This is a genomic window from Nocardia concava NBRC 100430 (assembly GCF_000308815.1).
Classification (GTDB): domain Bacteria; phylum Actinomycetota; class Actinomycetes; order Mycobacteriales; family Mycobacteriaceae; genus Nocardia; species Nocardia concava.
Genome location: NZ_BAFX01000066.1, coordinates 30745 through 47382 on the forward strand (window position 1 = coordinate 30745; position 16638 = coordinate 47382).

Consider the following 16638-nt stretch of genomic DNA (forward strand, 5'->3'; position numbering starts at 1 on the left):
GGTTCGTCGAGGCATTTCGCTTCGATTCGTACTGTCACAACCATAAGAGCGTCGCGGGTGCGAAAAGGATTCGAGGTAATCGAAAGATTTCGTGGGATTCATCGGTGCGCGGGGCGAGGACATGTGGAAGGTTGCCCGTATGCCCGGGGATCAGATCATTGCGGATGAATGCCGTGCGGTACCGCAGGTGCGCATAGTTCAGTTGGACCGCCGCGCCTTCGACGCGCTGGCCGCAGGCGACCTCGATGCGGCGAATGCGGTCAGTCCGGTCGTTCTGACGGCTTGTTTCGCGGACCCGCAGTGGCGAGGGCTGTGGTCGATGCGTAGTGCACAGGTCGCGAGAGAACCGGCGGACGCGGGATGGGTCACCGGTGTCATCTGGGATGATCAGGAGCGAGTTGCCGTGGGCAGGGCGGGTTTTCACGGGCGGCCGGACGCATCGGGAATGGTGGAGATCGGATATGCCGTCGATCCGGCCTATCGCCGCCGCGGCTACGCGCGGGCAGCGTTGGAGTACCTGTTGCGCCGTGCGTCGCGCGAGCCGGAGGTGAGAACGGTTCGAGTCACGATCAGTCCGGACAACACCGCCTCGTATCAGCTTTGCTCGCAGTACGGGTTTGTCGAGGTCGGAGAGCAGTGGGACGAGGAGGACGGCCTCGAGATCATCTACGAGGTTCCCGCAGACCGATTTTGAGCCCGAGGTCAGCAGGGTGTTGGTTTGGCCAGGCAGGGGTCGAGCCGGTCGGCCAGGCGGGCTCGGCGCTGGGCGGAGCCGCGCAAGAACGCGGCGACGTGCTTGCGGAGGCGGGCTTCGCGCGGTGGCGGAGCGGGGCGGGCCGGAGCATCGGGCATGGCCGAATTGGACAGGGCCCGTACCGCTTTGACGGCGATGTGGCCAGCGATGGGATTCATTTCGATCTCCTCGTACGAGGGTCAGCTCCGCACCGGACCGGTGCTGGAGCGGATTACCAGTTCGGTGGGTAGGACGACGCGGTCTTCGGTGTAGGACGGATCCAGCAGCATGCGTCCGAGCAGCCGTCCCTTGTCTCGAATCGGTTGGCGGACAGTGGTGAGCCCCGCGCTCTCCGCGGCCGGGACGTCGTCGAATCCGGTGACGGAGATGTCGCGCCCGGGTGCCAGGCCCCGCTGCCGCATCGCCTCGATGACACCGAACGCGAGCACATCGCCGCCGGTGGCGATCGCGGTCGGCCGGTCGCGGCGGTCGAGAGCCAGTGCGGCGGCGGCGAAACCGGCCTCGACGGAGTCGTGACCGCCGGATACGACCGTCAGCCGGGCGTTCGCCCCGAGCCCCTCCCGCAGGCCCTGAATGCGCAGCCGCGCATTGCCGTACAACGTGGTGGCATCGGTGATCTCGTGCGGCGCGGTCGTGGCCCGCCCCGAGTCGACCACCATCGCGACCCGGGTGTGGCCGAGCCTGGCCAGGTATGCGCCGAGACCACGCATGGCCCCGACCTCATCGATCAGCACGCGCCGGCCGGCATCGATGTGATCCTCGGTGTGCACGAACGGCAATCCACGGCGCGAGATCACCTCGAGGGCAGGATGTCCGGCGTCGATGCAGTAGGCGACAACGCCGTCCACAACGGCATTGCGCATGGTCTCGACCGCCTCGTGCATCGCCGCCTCGTCGGCACCCGGTTCGTGGCGGGCCAGCGGGATGAGCAACAACCCCGTGCGCGTCGTCTCGGCGACCTCGCTCAACCCGGCGAGCAGCCCGACCACGAAAGGGTCGGAGAACGCATAGGACAGCTGCTCGGTGAGCAGCAGACCGATCGCGCCGGCGCGCCGGCTACGCAGCGTGCGAGCCGCCGCGTGCGGACCGGAGTACCCGAGCTCGCGCGCCACCGCAAAGATCCGCTCCCGCACATCGGCCGAAAGCTGATCCGGCTTGTTATAGGCATTGGAAACCGTCGACAGCGAGACCCCAACCGCCGCGGCAACAGACTTCATAGTCGCTCCCGAACCCACCCGCAACCTCCTCCCACAACACCTTCTGTATCGTTCTACTAGAACGATACAGAAGGCCCCGACCAAACACGACCCAAACCCCAGCCCTGAGCGCCAACGGGCCTTAGCCGCATGACATCCCAACATCCGCTCCTACCGAATTTCGTACATCACCGCCCTCACCGACCGCTGGTACGGCAGGTACAGCCCAGATGGGACTATTGTTCGTTCGTTCGACCGCTTCAGCTCGCTCTTCAGAGCTCACCACCAGGAGGGCTGATGGATCCTGTTGAAGATTCGCTGCTCGGTCGGCTCATCGGTCTCGAGCTTGCCTCGGTGGTATTCGTCAGGGATTACCTTCAACTGGACTTCGACGGTCCACGCTTGACCTGCTACGTCTGGCCAACCATCGAAGCCGATGGGATTACTCGGTCGCTGGGAGATTCCGGATATCGAGATTCGTTGTGCGCCTTGATCAGCCAGACCGTCGTATCTACGGAAGAAGCTGTCGGTGCCGGGCTTGTCCTGGGGTTCGCGATCGGTACTCTCTCCATTCATCCGACACCCGAGGAACTGGAGGGCCCTGAAATCGCGATGCTCGCCGGATTTCCCGACCGAGCTTGGGATCTGTGGCGCCCCGGTGAGGACACCTTCTCCGACCTGGAATAAGAAGCCACCCGGGTCTCAGGTAGGACGGAGCACTTCGTTCACGTGGAAATAGGCGATCGTGCGCGACCCACCGGTGACGACTACATCCGAACCAACCTGGATTCGGTAATCGCCGCTGTTGTCGACGACCAGCCATCCTGCGCGCGCGGGTGACCGCCACGCCGCGCGATCGTCCACGCGCAGTACGAATGATGCCAAGCCGTCCTTCACGGTATACGGAGGCACGAATGCTGTTGCGGCGAAGTCCTGATCAGCGTGTGTGGGCGGTGGACCCGATGAGCGACCACCTTGTTCACTGGTGAGCCAGATGATCTCGCCACGGAACGGGAGATCGCCACGGAAGTACATGCCAACATTCTCCAGTCCGGCACCTCGGCGATTGAGGTCGGTCGCAACGTTATCCGCCCGAAGCGGCGTACCGTCCGCCGGTGAACGCGCTCGGTCGTTCGCAAGTGAGCAACCGACGCACTGTCATGCTGGAGAGCGTGTCACCCGCGTCCGTCGAGAAGTGCGGCTCCTACACTCCAGCGGTGACCCAGGATCTTTCGACGGCCGAGGCATGGATCCTTCGTGAAGCTCGCGAGCATCTCAAGGACGAGGACGCCACCGGCGTCTACCAAATCCTGTGGCTGTTGCGGGGATCGGAATTCGACCTCGACGACCCGACCGCCTTGGCGCTGGCGAGACGAACCGCCACACGACTGTTGTCCGACGGCGAAGCCAGGCTTATCCGTATGGTGTGGCCGAAATCGCTAGCCGAGTTCTCCGAGCCCGTCGACGCGAACCTCGAAGACCTCAGCGACGCAGCGATCTTTGAATTCTCAGAGTCTGGCGAGTATCTCGTACTTGACGCGATCGACTCTTGACGCACACGGAACGCACTCTTCTAGCCGCTGACCGCGCTGGTGTAATCGGCCAGCGTCAGGCACCCAAAGATCAACGTGCTGAGGGGATCTCAGTATCGGCAGGCGCGATACAGTTGATGCGGGAACTGCGCTACAGGGTTTCTGCGCTGTAGGGCAGCCCAGTGCCGAGCGCCCAGTTCTCGGCGATCCGGCCGTTGTCGATACGGAAAATCTCGATCATCATCGGACGCGGCCGGCCGTCCAAGCTCGGTATCCCTTCGACGGTCGAGCGAACCGCTACCCGGTCTTGATCGACCAGGACGTCTTCGGTGACGACACGGATGTTGGGGAACTGGCCGACGAGACTGCGCCAGGCGTTCTTGCCTGCTTCGAATCCGGTGGTGCCGAGCGCGTGGCTGAAAAAGTCCGGGGTGTGCAGTTCGTCTGCCTGGTCGAACTGTCGGGTGTTGAAGCACTCCTGCAACCGCCGCACCACAGCGCCGGGATCGAGGATGGTCATGAGATGTCCTCTTCGAGGGGATCGGAATCCGGGATACCGGCTTGCCGTAAACGGTGCGCCGCCCCGGTTATACGAAGCAGCATACGGGGCGTCGCCCCGGTTAAGCTAGATGCGCGATGAATAAGCAACAGCCCCAGCGCATCCCGATCGAATCCTCGGCCCCGCGTGACAACTCCCGGGGATTGCGCGCCGACGCGCGTCGCAACCGTCAAGCTGTCCTGAATACTGCGCAGCAGCTGTTCGCCCGGAACGGGCTCGGTGTTCCGCTCGACGAGATCGCCCGGCAGGCCGGCGTCGGCCCGGGGACGGTCCATCGGCACTTTCCCACCAAAGAAGCGCTCTACCTTGCGGTCTCGATCGATCAGCTCGAACATCTGGTGTCAGAGGCCGCGACACTGGCGGCTGGCGACGACCCTGCCGCGGTGTTCACGCTGTTATCGCGCATGATGGCCAACGGAGCCGAGAACAGCGCCGTCAAAAGCGCGCTCGCCGCCGCGGAATTCGACCTACGCGTCGTGGCACCCGGTGTCGCTGCGGCGCTGACCGGTCATGTTTCCGAACTGCTCGACCGGGGACGTACCGCTGCCCTCGTGCGCGCTGACATCACCGTCGAGGAGGTAATGGCGCTCGTCGCAGGCGCGTTCACCGCGATCCACCACGCCAACGCGCAAGCCAACCCCGCCCGCGCGACACACATCGCAAGTGTCATCCTCGATGGACTACGCCCCAGATGACAGAACACTCCAGTCAGCAGCTCCGCTCACGACATTGCCCAACCTGGTCCACGCCAGTGAGCTAGCCGCTGATCGCGCTGACATGAGCGGCCAGCGCGACGGCATAGCAGGTGGGCTTCCGCTGGTAGAGCATCATCGGACGCACGCCATGGCGCGAGCCATTCAGTAGTCGCGGAAGGTTTCGATCTGTGCGCCGAGGCGCCCGAGGCGTTCGGCGAGTTGCTCGTAGCCGCGGTTGATCACGTAGATGTTGCGCAGCACCGACGTTCCTTTGGCCGCGAGCATGGCCAGCAGGATGACCACCGCAGGCCGCAGAGCGGGCGGGCAAATAACCTCTGCGGCCGACCATCGGGTCGGGCCTTCGACGTAGACGCGGTGGGGGTCGAGCAGGGTGATGGAGGCGCCGAGTTTGGTGAGTTCGGTCAGATAGATGGCGCGATTCTCGTAGACCCAATCGTGGACGAGGGTTTTGCCTTCGGCCATCGCGACGATGAGGGCGAAGAAGGGCAGGTTGTCGATGTTGAGGCCGGGAAAGGGCATGGGGTGCACCTTGTCTCGCGGCGCGCGCAGGCGTGAGGGCTGCACGGTGATGTCAACTAGGCGGGTGTGCCCGTTGTCCGCGGGGTATTCGCTCGACAGGTCGAACTGCTGGTGCATGTGGTCGAGCAGGGCGAGTTCGACTTCCATGAATTCGATTGGTACGCGCCGTATCTCGAGCGTCGAGCCGGTGGCGATCCCGGCGGCGATCAGACTCATCGCCTCGATCGGATCCTCGGACGGCGCGTAATCGACGTCGACCTCGATGCGGGTTTTGCCGTGAACGGTCAGCGTGGTCGTGCCGATCCCGTCGACCTGGACGCCGAGCCGGTCGAGGAAGAAGCACAAGTCCTGGACCATGTAGTTGGAGCTGGCATTTCGAATGACGGTCGTCCCGTCGCGACGTGCCGCGGCCAGCAGCGCGTTCTCAGTGACCGTGTCGCCGCGTTCGACGAGCACGATCGGTTTGGCTGGCGTGCGGCGCTGTCCGGCGTGGACGTGGTAGCTGCCGTCGGTGGCGTCGATGTCGATCCCGAAGGGCCGAAGGGCGGCCAGGTGTGGTTCGACCGTGCGTGTGCCGAGCGCGCATCCGCCGGCGTAGGGAAGTTCGAATCGGTCGTAGTCGTGGATGAGCGGACCCAGGAACATGATGATGCTGCGGGTGCGGCGGGCGGCCTCGACGTTCATCGAATCCAGGTCGAGAGTCGGGGGTGGAATGATTTCGAGATCCCCGTTGTCGCCGAGCCATTCGATGCCCACACCGATGCTGCGCAGGACTTCGGTGAGCCGGTTGACCTCTTCGATACGCGCGACTCGCCGCAGGATGGTGCGGCCGGAGTTCAGCAAGGCCGCGCACAGCAGCGAGACGCTGGCGTTCTTGCTGGTATTGACGGCGATCGACCCCGACAGCGGCTGGCCGCCGACGATCCGCAAATGCGTTGGGCCAGTAGCGTGGCCGACGGACACGAGTTCGGTGTCCAGCGCCCGCCCCACCCGCGCCAGCATCTCGAGGCTGACATTCTGATGCCCACGCTCGATCCGGTTGACAGCGCTCTGCGAGGTGCCCAACGCCGAGGCCAGCTGCGTTTGCGTCCACCCCCGTGACTTGCGTGATTCTCGGACGAGTCGCCCGAGCTGTTCGAGCTGATCAGCTTGCCGGTTAGCCACAGTCACGGCCAGAAAATATCACATCTGACGTTATAGCGGGGTCAACCAGCGGTATGATATCTCTTGAGATCTCATATGAGGTATTTCGTCTCGAGTGTACGAGCTGCTCCGAACGTGTCGTCAAGGCCGACGAGCGAGACAGGAAGGCTGTCAGCGAACGCACTGCATTGCCGCGACCCGGGCGTGCGGAGCTGCGCCGCGGGTTCGGCTGGTGTGTACACATCAGGTCGGGTCCGTACCGACCGTGGTGTGCTTGCATTTCGGCAGGTCGATACAGTCGATGATGTGCCGATGATAGAGCTGCCGCGCGGTGGTCTCGTGGATGATGTTGTGGCATTGCGTCTTTGGCTGCCGTCGGATTTCGCGCAGCGGTTCGCGGGCTTTCGGGATCCGCAATGCCTTGCGGCCGATTCCCAACGGGTGTGGGGCGGCGCATCGATCTACGATGTCGAATCGAGCGAAGGCCGGGCAGCGGTCGGATATTGGCTATCGGCCCCTGTCCGTGGGCGCGGTATCGCCAGTCGGGCGGTACGACTTCTCGCCCGATGGGCGTTCACCGACCTCGCGATCATGCGACTCGTGTTGACGTGTGCACCAGACAATCTGGCTTCCCGACGCGTCGCCGAACGGTGCGATTTCGTCGAGGAGGGTTTGATGCGATCCCACACGCCCTTTCAGGGTCGGCGCCGCGACACACTCCTATTCAGCCTGTTGCCCAACGAACTGAGCCCGGTCACCGTACCCGCAGGCTCTTGACCAGTAGTTCATGCCCAGCCGGCAGGGTTGGATGCCGACTCCCGCGAAATGCCGGAACCGGTGTCGGGGTAAACGCCGAAACGATCGTTGTGCAAGTTCGCGAACAGGTAGCACATCGCCTCGCACTCGGCATCGAGTACCGCGACAGCGGGATCGGCTGCCACCGCCTCGTAGAAGTTCCGACCCATCGCGACGATGAAACCTCGGCAATACAGAAACCCGTCGTCGGAACCATCGGTCACCTGCTGGATGTCCGCGCGGTCGATGTTGTACAGCTTGCGTTCGAGCACCCGATCCAACACGGTCAACTCCTGAGCCGACTCGATAAGGTCCCAGAACCGAGACTCCTCGGCCGGTGTCGAGATCATGCCCACCGCCGGACGGTAGCAGAACCCGCCGCACATTCCGCACCCTCGCCGACACACCATGGTGCCGCTGGTCGCGCTGCCTGGACCGGCCAGCGCGGGCGGGCGAAGGTCAACGGGCCGAGCTGATCTCGCGTCGGCCAACCACACCATCATGCCGAGATCAGCTCGATGGGCCTATTCCTACACAAACCGGCGCCAGCGAGCAGGTTTCTGCGAAATGCGGTGCCAAAATGTAGGAATAGGCCCATCCGTGCCCGCCGAGCCGATCACCGAACGAAGCACTCAGCTGCCGTATTCCGTGCTGTTCGGAACGGCCGGCGTGACACGAGGTTCGATGTGGTCACTGTGTCCCCGAGCAGACTCACTGCGGATGAAACGGCGGTTGCCCGCCACCGGGTCATGGTGGCGGGCAAGCGGGTTCGGCGGAGGGTCAGCTCAGGGCCTTGCGGAGGGTTTCGGTGATGCGGGCTTCGACGGCGGGGGTCATGGACCGGAGGGCGAAGTGGGTGGGCCAGGCGTCGCCGTCGTCGAGGTTGGCGATGTCGTTGAAGCCGAGGGTGCCGTAGCGGGTCTTGAACTTGCCGGCGGCCTGGTAGAAGCAGAGGATTTTGCCGTCGAGCATGTAGGCGGGCATGCCGTACCAGGTTTTGCAGGTGAGTTCGGGGGCTACGGACTTGATCAGGGTGTGCAGGCGTTCGGCGATTTCGTGGTCGGCGCCGGTCATTTCGGCGATTTTGGCGAGCACTTCCTGTTCGGCCTCGGCCGCGGCATTGGCGGACTTGGCGCGGCGGGCGGCGGCCTTCAGTTCCGCGGCGTGGCTCTTCATGGCGGCGCGCTCTTCGGCGCTGAAGGTGACGGAGTTGTTCTTGGGGGAGGTCTGGGTGGCCATGATGGATTCCTTTGCGGGAGTGGGGGAGTGGGAAGGGGTCAGCGGTCCTGGATGAGGCCCAGGACATTGCCGTCGGTGTCGGCGACGGTGGCGACCAGGCGGCCGCCGCCGACCTCCCGGGCGGGCTGGGTGACGGTGGCGCCGGCGGCGGTCAGGGCGGCGAGCTTGGCCTCGATGTCGGCGACGTGCCAGTAGGAGACGGGGGTGGTCATGGACTGCGGTCCGCCGTCGGGCACCAGGCCGATGTGCTGGCCCTCGGACTCGAAACCGACGTAGTAGGGGGAGTCGGTCTGGGGTGCGATCCCCAGCAGCGCCGAGTAGACGGATTTGGCGGCGGCCAGATCGGAGACCGGGTGCAGGACCGTCTTGATGCCCATCGTCGTCATGGTTTCTCCTCTGTGTCGGGGGTCCGAATCGGCTGGTGATCCGGTCGGTTCCGGTGAACCCGGTGTGCATTCAGCTTCGCTCCCGGGCACCCCCGGCCACATCCGTGGCGACCACGGAATCCACCACTGAGTGGACTCGGTATCCGTCCGTACCGTGCGCGGGGTCCCCGTGGGGCAGACTTGAATCCATGGCTGTGACATTGGAGATCTCCACCCGGGAAGCGGAAGTGCTGGAGCTGGTCGGGCGGCATCTCAGCAATGCCGAGATCGGGGCGCAACTGTTCATTTCGGTGCGCACGGTGGAGAGCCATGTGTCCTCGTTGCTGCGGAAGCTGGAGGTGCCCGACCGCCGGGCGCTGGCGCAGCACGCGGCCGCCACGAATGCCGCGAGCCCGAAGCCCGCGCCCACGCTGCCGAAGCCGTTGACGTCGTTCATCGGTCGCGCGCGGGAACGCGCCGAGCTGACGGAACTGATCAAATCGCAGCGGCAGGTGACCGCGGTCGGTCCGGGCGGAGTGGGCAAGACCCGGCTCGCGCTGGCGGTGGCCGCGGATGTGGCCGCCGACTTCGCCGACGGGGTGTGGTTCGTGGATCTGGTGCCGCTCGCCAGCCCGGACGTCTGCGTGGTCGCGGGCACCGTCGCCATGGCTCTCGGCATCGGTGAGCAGCCGGGCCGTGCCTTCGACCGCGCCGTGCTGTCCACCCTCGCCGATCGGAACGCGCTACTGGTGCTGGACAATTGCGAGCACGTGCGCGACGGCGTCGCGCCGTTCCTGGAACAGTTGCTCGAAACGTGCCCGGGCGTGAGCGTTTTGGCGACCAGCCGCGCACGGCTCATGGTGCCGTTCGAGCGCGCCTACGCCGTGCCGCCGATGTCACTTGCCGGAGAAGGCGGTTCGGACGCGGTCGAGCTATTCATGGATCGCGCGGCGGCGGGCGGCTGGCCGCCCAACCACGCCATGCGCGACCAGGTCGCGAGCTTCTGCGAGCGCCTCGACGGCGTGGCGCTGGCCATCGAACTGGCCGCCGCACGCTGGACCACCCTCGGATTGGACGGTCTCGCAGCCGGTTTGGACGATCAGCTGCGCATGCTCTCCGGCGGCGCCCGCTCCGACGACCGGCACCGTTCGGTGCGCGCGGCGCTGGACTGGAGCCACGCCCTGCTCGAACCCGAGGACCAGGTGCTGCTGCGGCGGGTCTCGGTGTTCATGACCTCGTTCTCGGTGGAGGCGGCGGCCGAGGTGGCCGGAGTCGAAAAGGGCACGGTCGCCGCCGGATTGGCGCGACTGGCCGAGCAGAGCCTGCTGGTGGTGACCGACACCCCGGCCGGGACCCAGTTCCGGGCGTTGGAGACCATCCGGCAGTACGGCCTCGAACAGCTCGAGACCGCCGGAGAACTGACCGACGCCCGCGCCGGACACCTGCGCTCCTGCCTCACCGAGGCGGGCAACCTCTCGACGCTGCGCGGCGACTGGCGGTCCCGATTCGATACCGCCGCAGATGATTTCCGTGCCGCCCTGGGCTGGGCGGCCGAACTGCCCGAGCAGCGGGCCGATGCCCACCGCCTGGGACGCCAGTTCGCCCACCTGCTGTTCAACCGCCATTTCACCGGCGAATCCCAATGGCGCTTCACCCAATCCGCCTACCTGGCCGACGATCCGGCCACCTCCGCCGAACTCCTGCGCCACGCTGCCGCGGCCGCCGGCTGCCAGGGCAACGCCGACGACATGTACGGGCTGCACCGTGGCGCCGCCGACTTCGCCCGGGGTGCAGGGGATTCCGCGGGCGCGGCCATCGACCTGGCCACCGCCGCCGCCTCGGCCCACCGCTTCTGGGGCAAGTTCGAGCAGCTCCCGGCCCGGTCGGAGGTACTCGCGCTGATCGACGAGGCGCGGCAGCTGACCGACGCGACGGCCGGCACCGCGAACGGCAGCGCCCAGTCGGGCGGTGCGACGCAGACCGACGGGGCGCGATCGGCCGCTGCCAATGCGGCCGTCGCCCTGGCGGTAGCAGCCGCACTCGGCGACCCGTTCGGAGTGCCGCACACACCGTCCGATATCCCTGTGGCGGAATCGGTTTCACTGGCCCAGCACGCGGTCGAACTCGCACACGCCACCCGCGACCCGATCGCCGAATCCGCCGCCCTGGACGTCCTCGCCGCCGCCCAGAGCCGCGCGGGCGACCCGGTCGCCGCGGCGGCCACCGCACGCCGCCGCATCCGTCTGCTCTCCACCGCCCCCGACACTCCGGCGGGCACACACGAACTCATCGACGCCCTCGGCCAGGCCACCGAATTCGGCCTGGGCGCGGGCGATCTCCCCGGCGCCCGCCGCTGGGCCCGCCAACTCGCCGAGCACCCCATGCTCGCCGAGGTCGGCCACACCGCGACCAGCCGCCTGCTGGTGGCAGATGCTTTGGCGGGCAATGTCGACGAGGTCCTCACCCACGGCGCCCGCTTCCTCGAGTCCTGGCACCGCGAGGACTGCCCCGCCCGATCCGCCCTCGGCGCGGCCGCGGCGGGCGTGCGCATGATCCACGGCCTCCGCGACGATTTCGACGCCGAACGCGAATGGACCGGCGTCCTCCAGCAACTCGGCACCCCCGCCTCCGACGCCGAGGGCTACCAAGCCGTCTTCGACGCCCTCCTGATGCTCCACCACGGCCAGCCCCTCGACGCCCTGGAACGCACCGCCCTCCCCCCGGTCGAAGCGCGCGCCAAGGTCACCGGCACCTGGTACCCCTGGTACATCGCCCTCCACACCGAGGCCGCCGCCATGACCGGAACCCTCGACCCCGCAGCCGATCTCACCGAGGCCCGCACCGCCACCACCGGAAACCCGTTGGCCACCGCCATCATCGACCGCGCCGAAGCCCTCATCACCAAGGACCGCCCCCGCCTCCTCTCCACCGCAACCACATTCGAAGCCGCAGGCTGCCGCTACCAATCCGCCCGCACCAAAATCCTCGCGGGCGGCGATGAAGCGGCCGAAGCCGCGACCACCCTCACCACCCTGGGCCTGGCCCCGATGACCGCCCTCGTCCACCTCTAGGAGCGGACCGACGCGGGCCGACGTCACGGGCGAAGCGAGATGGCTTCCGCGCCGGAGAGGAAGTCGTTCAGGTGGGCGGCGAAACCCGGTGCGGCTGGGACGAAGTGGCCTGCGCCCGGGGCGGTGACGCGGTCGGCGGCGAGGGTTTCGGCGAGGGCGTCGCAGATGGTTTCCAGGGCCGGGAGGTGGGCGCCGGACGCGACCAAGGCCGGAATGCCCGCTGTGCGTAAGGCTTTCAGGTTGGGGCGGGCTGCGCCGGGGAGGCGGCCGCGGTGGGCTCGGCGGACGGCGGCCTGAACCGGGGCGGGGAGCGGGTCGGCGTCGACGCCGGGGGAGCCGGAGAGGGTGAGGAATTCGCGAAGGATGGTGGGGTCGGCGTCGAGGCCTTCGGTGAGGACGGTGTCGCCGACATGTTTCAGGCGAGCCACGTTCGGGTCGTCGGGGGCGAGGAAGTAGAGCGGGGGTTCGATCAGGGTCAAGGATCGGACGAGGCTCGGATCTCGTCCGGCGGCCAGCAGGGTGCCCAGGCAGCCGTAGGAATGGGCGACCACGTGCGGGCGGTATTCGGCGAACACCGCGGCGAGATCCTCGGTATCGATCAGGAAGTCCTGACCCCCGTTCGGTACCGGTGGGCTCGGTGGGTAGCCGCGGCGGTACACCGCCACCAGCGTCCACCGCTCGGCCAGCGAATCCAGCCCGGCCCAAGTCGTTTTCGGCCCGGCCCCGCCGTGCACGAGCACGACCTCAGGCCCGTTTCCCCACCGCCGCACCGCGAGAGCACCCATGCACCAAGTCTCTGCCCGCGTCCGGGCCCGGTCGAGCGAGAGACTGGTCACACGGTATGGCTATCCTGCGGCTATGACCTTGTTGCTGCTGGGACTGGCCATTGCGTGTGAGGTGACGGCGACGGTTTCGCTGAAGATCTCGGAGGGGTTCAGCAAGCTGGTGCCGTCGATCATCGTGGTGATCGGGTACGGGGCGGCGTTCTACTTCCTGTCACAGGCCCTGAAGCGGGGGATGGCCATCGGTGTCGCGTACGGGATCTGGTCCGCGGTCGGGGTGGTTGCGGTGGCGACCATCGGGGCGCTGTTCCTGGACGAGCACATCACGCCGGTGCAGATCGGGGGAATCGTGCTGGTGATCGCTGGAGTGCTCGCCCTGGAACTGGGCGGGGCGCACTGAAAGGTCAGTCAGCCACGCGCACAACGTATCCGGCGGTCTCCAGGGCGTCGAGGACCTCGTCGCGGTGGGCCGGACCGCGGGTTTCGAGGGTGAGCAGGACCTCGACCTCGTCGATGGCCAGCCAGGCGCCGGTGCGGGAGTGGACGACATCCAGGACGCTCGCACCGGTGCGACCGAGCTCGGCGAGCAGGCGCGACAGGCTGCCGGGCCGATCGGAAATGGTGACGCGGGCGGCGAGATAGCGGCCCGCGGCACTGAGTCCGTGACCGATGACGCGGGTGAGCAGCAGCGGATCGATATTCCCGCCGGAGAGGATGGCGCAGACCGGGCCGCGCACCGCGAGTTCGGCCGGGGCACATGCCATCAGGGCGGCGACGGCGGCAGCACCGGCCGGTTCCACAATGAGCTTCGCGCGTTCCATACACAGCAGCAACGCCTTGGACAGCGCGTCCTCGTCGACGGTCACGATGGTCGGCGCGGAATCCAGGATGTGCTCGAAGGGCACCTCACCGGGCAGCCCGACCGCGATACCGTCGGCCATGGTCGCCATCTGCTCCAGCGCCACCGGCTTCCCGGCCGCCAGCGAGGCGGGCCAGGCGGCGGCCTCGGCGGCCTGCACCCCGATCACCCGCACCTCCGGCTTCAGCCGCTGCAGCACCGCGGCCACGCCCGCGAGCAGTCCGCCGCCGCCCGTCGGCACCAGCACGGTGCCGACATCCGGTAGCTGGTCGAGGATTTCGAGCCCGCAGGTCGCCTGCCCGGCCACGATGTCGATGTGATCGAACGGGTGCACCAGCGTCGCCCCGGTCTGCTCCGCGAACTCCCGTGCGGCGGTGAGGGATTGGTCGATGGTGTCGCCGACCTGATGCACGGTCGCGCCATAGGCCTTGGTGGCCATCAATTTCGGCAGTGACGCGCCGACCGGCATGAACACCGTGGACTCGATACCCAGCGAGGTCGCCGACCACGCCACGCCCTGCGCGTGATTGCCCGCACTGGCCGCCACCACGCCGCGCGACCGCTCGGCCTCGGACAGATTCGCGATCCGGTTGTAGGCCCCGCGCGGCTTGAACGAACCGGTCCGCTGCAGGTTCTCGCACTTGAGGTAGACCTCGTGCCCGACACGTTCCGACAGCACCCGCGAGGCGACCACGGGGGTCCGCCGGATCACCGGTGCCAGCAGGGTCGCCGCCGCTTCGATCCGCGCCATGAGCTCCATGGCGGTCATGTTGCCAGTGATTCACTCCACTGTCGCCCGTCGGCGCAAAACAGCTGTATCTTTTCAAAGACACGGCGTGTGACCGGCAATCCCCTCTGGCGACCCGTACCGGGTTTATGTTCTCGCCGTGCCCACGATCGTGAAAGCGCTGGCCACACTGACCGTTTCCGCGGTCACCGCCCTGGCCCCGCTCGCCGCCCCGCCCGCCCACGCCGACTCCATCGGCACGTGCAGCGGCGGTGACTTCCGCTGGACCGCCGTCAACGGCGCGATCACCATGACCCCGACCCTGCTCACTTTCACCTCGGTGGGCCGGCTGTGGGGCTGCACCGGCTACCCCGGGATCACCTCCGCCACCTTCACCGGCGAGCACATCGCGTGGTCGGACTGCATGCACCCGGCCGACGGCCCGCTCACCGTCTGGATCACCTGGGACAACGGCGACACGAGTACGCTCTGGGGTCCCTGGCCGGTCGGCATGGCCCAGCCCACGGTCGGCCCGATGCAGGTGGTGAACGGTTTCGGCCTCGGCAACTGGGTCCGGGTCAGCGCCGACTACGACATGATGAACCCGGACATGGTGATGGGCTGCCTGGGCCCCGGAGTGCCCACCGGCGTCGGCCATCTGAGCGCCACCATGATGTGACCCGGAAAGATATACGGGTCACGCAATAACCCGGAAACCGAAAAGCAATGCGTGGGGAACGGCCCGTTCCTACCTTGAGCCCACCATCTTCGGCTCCCGGATCGGATTCACCCCATGACCGACATCGTCACCCCCGCCGCGGCCGCGGCGGAAACACCAGCGGCGACACCAGACTACGACCCCCGCCTCACCAATGACGATCTCGCCCCGCTGAAGAAGCAGACCTGGGGCAGCTACCACATCTTCGCGTTCTGGATGTCGGATGTGCACAGCGTCGGCGGATACGTCACCGCGGGCAGCCTTTTCGCGCTCGGCCTGGCCGGTTGGCAGGTGCTGGCGGCGCTGCTCATCGGCATCACGATCGTATATTTCCTGTGCAATCTGGTGGCCGCGCCCAGCCAGCGGGCGGGCGTGCCGTACCCGGTCATGTGCCGCAGCGCCTTCGGCGTGAAGGGTGCGAACATCCCGGCCATCATTCGCGGTCTGATCGCGGTGGCCTGGTACGGAATCCAGACCTATCTGGCGTCGGCGGCGCTGATCGTGGTGGCGGTCAAGCTGTTCCCGAGCCTCGCGCCGTACGCGGTGTCGGGGGACTACGGATTCCTCGGGCTGTCGCTGCTGGGCTGGTGTGCGTACCTGGTGCTGTGGGTGGTGCAGGCGGCGGTGTTCTGGCAGGGCATGGAGTCGATCCGCAAGTTCATCGACTTCTGCGGTCCCGCCGTGTATGTCGTCATGTTCTTCCTGTGCGGCTACCTGATCTACAAGGCCGGCTGGGGTTCGATCGATCTGCAGCTGGGCTCGGTCAAGTACCACGGCTGGGACGCGCTGCCGGTGGTGCTGGGCGCGATCGCGCTGGTGGTGTCCTACTTCTGCGGGCCGATGCTGAACTTCGGCGACTTCTCCCGCTACAGCAAGTCGATGGCCGCGGTGAAGCGCGGCAACCTGCTGGGCCTGCCGGTCAACTTCCTGGCGTTCTCGCTGCTGGTGGTGATCACCGCGTCGCTGACCATCCCGGTGTACGGCGAGCTCATCACCGACCCGGTCGAGACGGTCTCGCGCATCGACTCCACCTTCGCCATCGTGCTGGGCGCGCTGACCTTCACCATCGCGACCGTCGGCATCAATATCGTCGCCAACTTCATCTCCCCGGCCTTCGACTTCTCGCACGTGAGCCCGCAGAAGATCAGCTGGCGCATGGGCGGCATGATCGCGGCGGTCGGGTCGGTGCTGATCACGCCGTGGAACCTGTACAACAACCCGGACGTCATCCACTACACCCTCGAGGTGCTGGGCGCGTTCATCGGACCGCTGTTCGGTGTGCTGATCGCCGACTACTACCTGGTGCGCAAGCGCGAGATCGTGGTGGACGAGCTGTTCACCATGGCCGAGACCGGAAAGTACTGGTACACCAAGGGATTCAACCCGGTCGCGGTGATCTCCACCGTGATCGGTGCCATCGCGGCGGTGTTCCCGGTGCTGGCCAAGAACGTGTACGGGATGCACACCGCGGCCGAGTACAGCTGGTTCATCGGATGCGGTCTGGCGCTGGCCATCTACTACGGGCTGGCCACGCGGACCAAGCTCATGGCCCCCGCTCCGGCGAAAGCAGTCGCAGCCTGAGCGCAATAGTGATCGCCCGATAGGAAATCCCTGGTAGCGGTGCCGGCCGATGCCAGGGATTTGCTGTCCAGTGATAAATGTC

19 protein-coding genes are annotated in these 16638 nt (G+C 66.6%); 9 read left to right on the top strand and 10 right to left on the bottom strand.

Annotation, left to right across the window (positions count from 1 at the left end; genetic code table 11):
• The first annotated feature begins 91 nt into the window (after positions 1-91).
• Complete coding sequence (locus tag ON43_RS13975) at positions 92-694, top strand: GNAT family N-acetyltransferase (RefSeq protein WP_245568583.1); 603 nt, start codon at positions 92-94, stop codon at positions 692-694.
• 8 nt (positions 695-702) lie between these two features.
• On the opposite strand, the gene ON43_RS13980 is transcribed toward ON43_RS13975, so the two are convergent.
• Entirely contained in the window at positions 703-912 is a 210-nt protein-coding gene (locus ON43_RS13980) for a hypothetical protein (RefSeq protein WP_040807629.1), read from the bottom strand.
• Positions 913-933: 21 nt separating this feature from the next.
• On the bottom strand, positions 934-1971 hold the full coding sequence (locus tag ON43_RS13985) for a LacI family DNA-binding transcriptional regulator (protein WP_040807631.1): 1038 nt from the start codon (positions 1969-1971) through the stop codon (positions 934-936).
• 276 nt (positions 1972-2247) lie between these two features.
• On the opposite strand from ON43_RS13985, the gene ON43_RS13990 reads away from it, so the two are divergent.
• Positions 2248-2637 carry a hypothetical protein gene (locus ON43_RS13990; protein WP_040807634.1) on the top strand — a complete coding sequence of 130 codons (390 nt, stop codon included), beginning with the start codon at positions 2248-2250 and terminating at the stop codon, positions 2635-2637.
• 15 nt (positions 2638-2652) lie between these two features.
• Here ON43_RS13990 and ON43_RS44805 read toward each other — a convergent pair whose 3' ends face one another.
• Positions 2653-2985, bottom strand: a complete 333-nt coding sequence (locus tag ON43_RS44805; RefSeq protein ID WP_157514024.1) for a hypothetical protein — start codon at positions 2983-2985, stop codon at positions 2653-2655.
• An 80-nt stretch (positions 2986-3065) separates the two neighbouring features.
• On the opposite strand from ON43_RS44805, the gene ON43_RS14000 reads away from it, so the two are divergent.
• On the top strand, positions 3066-3503 hold the full coding sequence (locus ON43_RS14000) for a hypothetical protein (protein WP_157514025.1): 438 nt from the start codon (positions 3066-3068) through the stop codon (positions 3501-3503).
• Positions 3504-3633: 130 nt separating this feature from the next.
• Here the strand turns inward: ON43_RS14000 and ON43_RS14005 are convergent, their stop codons facing one another.
• Complete coding sequence (locus tag ON43_RS14005) at positions 3634-4002, bottom strand: ester cyclase (protein WP_051178404.1); 369 nt, start codon at positions 4000-4002, stop codon at positions 3634-3636.
• Between the two features lie 116 nt (positions 4003-4118).
• Between ON43_RS14005 and ON43_RS14010 the strand changes: the two genes are divergently transcribed.
• Complete coding sequence (locus tag ON43_RS14010; RefSeq protein WP_051178405.1) at positions 4119-4736, top strand: TetR/AcrR family transcriptional regulator; 618 nt, start codon at positions 4119-4121, stop codon at positions 4734-4736.
• A 162-nt stretch (positions 4737-4898) separates the two neighbouring features.
• Here the strand turns inward: ON43_RS14010 and ON43_RS14015 are convergent, their stop codons facing one another.
• Positions 4899-6446, bottom strand: a complete 1548-nt coding sequence (locus tag ON43_RS14015; RefSeq protein WP_218003259.1) for a helix-turn-helix domain-containing protein — start codon at positions 6444-6446, stop codon at positions 4899-4901.
• A 285-nt stretch (positions 6447-6731) separates the two neighbouring features.
• Here ON43_RS14015 and ON43_RS43685 point away from each other — a divergent pair, with 285 nt between their 5' ends.
• Complete coding sequence (locus tag ON43_RS43685) at positions 6732-7196, top strand: GNAT family N-acetyltransferase (RefSeq protein ID WP_083913404.1); 465 nt, start codon at positions 6732-6734, stop codon at positions 7194-7196.
• 8 nt (positions 7197-7204) lie between these two features.
• Here the strand turns inward: ON43_RS43685 and ON43_RS14025 are convergent, their stop codons facing one another.
• The 3 genes from ON43_RS14025 to ON43_RS14035 form a co-directional block, all read right to left on the bottom strand.
• Positions 7205-7705 carry a DUF4240 domain-containing protein gene (locus tag ON43_RS14025; RefSeq protein ID WP_245568584.1) on the bottom strand — a complete coding sequence of 167 codons (501 nt, stop codon included), beginning with the start codon at positions 7703-7705 and terminating at the stop codon, positions 7205-7207.
• Between the two features lie 289 nt (positions 7706-7994).
• Positions 7995-8453 (bottom strand): iron chaperone, encoded by a 459-nt coding sequence (locus ON43_RS14030; RefSeq protein WP_040807641.1) that lies wholly within the window; start codon positions 8451-8453, stop codon positions 7995-7997.
• 38 nt (positions 8454-8491) lie between these two features.
• A complete protein-coding gene (locus ON43_RS14035) occupies positions 8492-8839 on the bottom strand; it encodes a VOC family protein (RefSeq protein WP_040807642.1) in 348 nt (115 codons plus the stop codon).
• A gap of 188 nt (positions 8840-9027) precedes the next feature.
• Between ON43_RS14035 and ON43_RS14040 the strand changes: the two genes are divergently transcribed.
• Entirely contained in the window at positions 9028-11889 is a 2862-nt protein-coding gene (locus ON43_RS14040; protein ID WP_040807644.1) for an ATP-binding protein, read from the top strand.
• Between the two features lie 23 nt (positions 11890-11912).
• Here ON43_RS14040 and ON43_RS14045 read toward each other — a convergent pair whose 3' ends face one another.
• On the bottom strand, positions 11913-12674 hold the full coding sequence (locus ON43_RS14045; protein ID WP_040807645.1) for an alpha/beta fold hydrolase: 762 nt from the start codon (positions 12672-12674) through the stop codon (positions 11913-11915).
• Positions 12675-12747: 73 nt separating this feature from the next.
• On the opposite strand from ON43_RS14045, the gene ON43_RS14050 reads away from it, so the two are divergent.
• Positions 12748-13071 carry a DMT family transporter gene (locus ON43_RS14050; RefSeq protein WP_040807647.1) on the top strand — a complete coding sequence of 108 codons (324 nt, stop codon included), beginning with the start codon at positions 12748-12750 and terminating at the stop codon, positions 13069-13071.
• 4 nt (positions 13072-13075) lie between these two features.
• Here the strand turns inward: ON43_RS14050 and ilvA are convergent, their stop codons facing one another.
• Positions 13076-14299 carry a threonine ammonia-lyase gene (gene ilvA / locus ON43_RS14055; protein WP_040807649.1) on the bottom strand — a complete coding sequence of 408 codons (1224 nt, stop codon included), beginning with the start codon at positions 14297-14299 and terminating at the stop codon, positions 13076-13078.
• Positions 14300-14417: 118 nt separating this feature from the next.
• On the opposite strand from ilvA, the gene ON43_RS14060 reads away from it, so the two are divergent.
• Both ON43_RS14060 and ON43_RS14065 read left to right on the top strand, forming a co-directional pair.
• The gene (locus ON43_RS14060; protein WP_040807651.1) at positions 14418-14936 is read left to right on the top strand and encodes a hypothetical protein; all 519 of its coding nucleotides are present in this window, start codon (positions 14418-14420) and stop codon (positions 14934-14936) included.
• A 114-nt stretch (positions 14937-15050) separates the two neighbouring features.
• Positions 15051-16556, top strand: a complete 1506-nt coding sequence (locus tag ON43_RS14065; RefSeq protein ID WP_040807652.1) for an NCS1 family nucleobase:cation symporter-1 — start codon at positions 15051-15053, stop codon at positions 16554-16556.
• Positions 16557-16638: the final 82 nt, after the last annotated feature.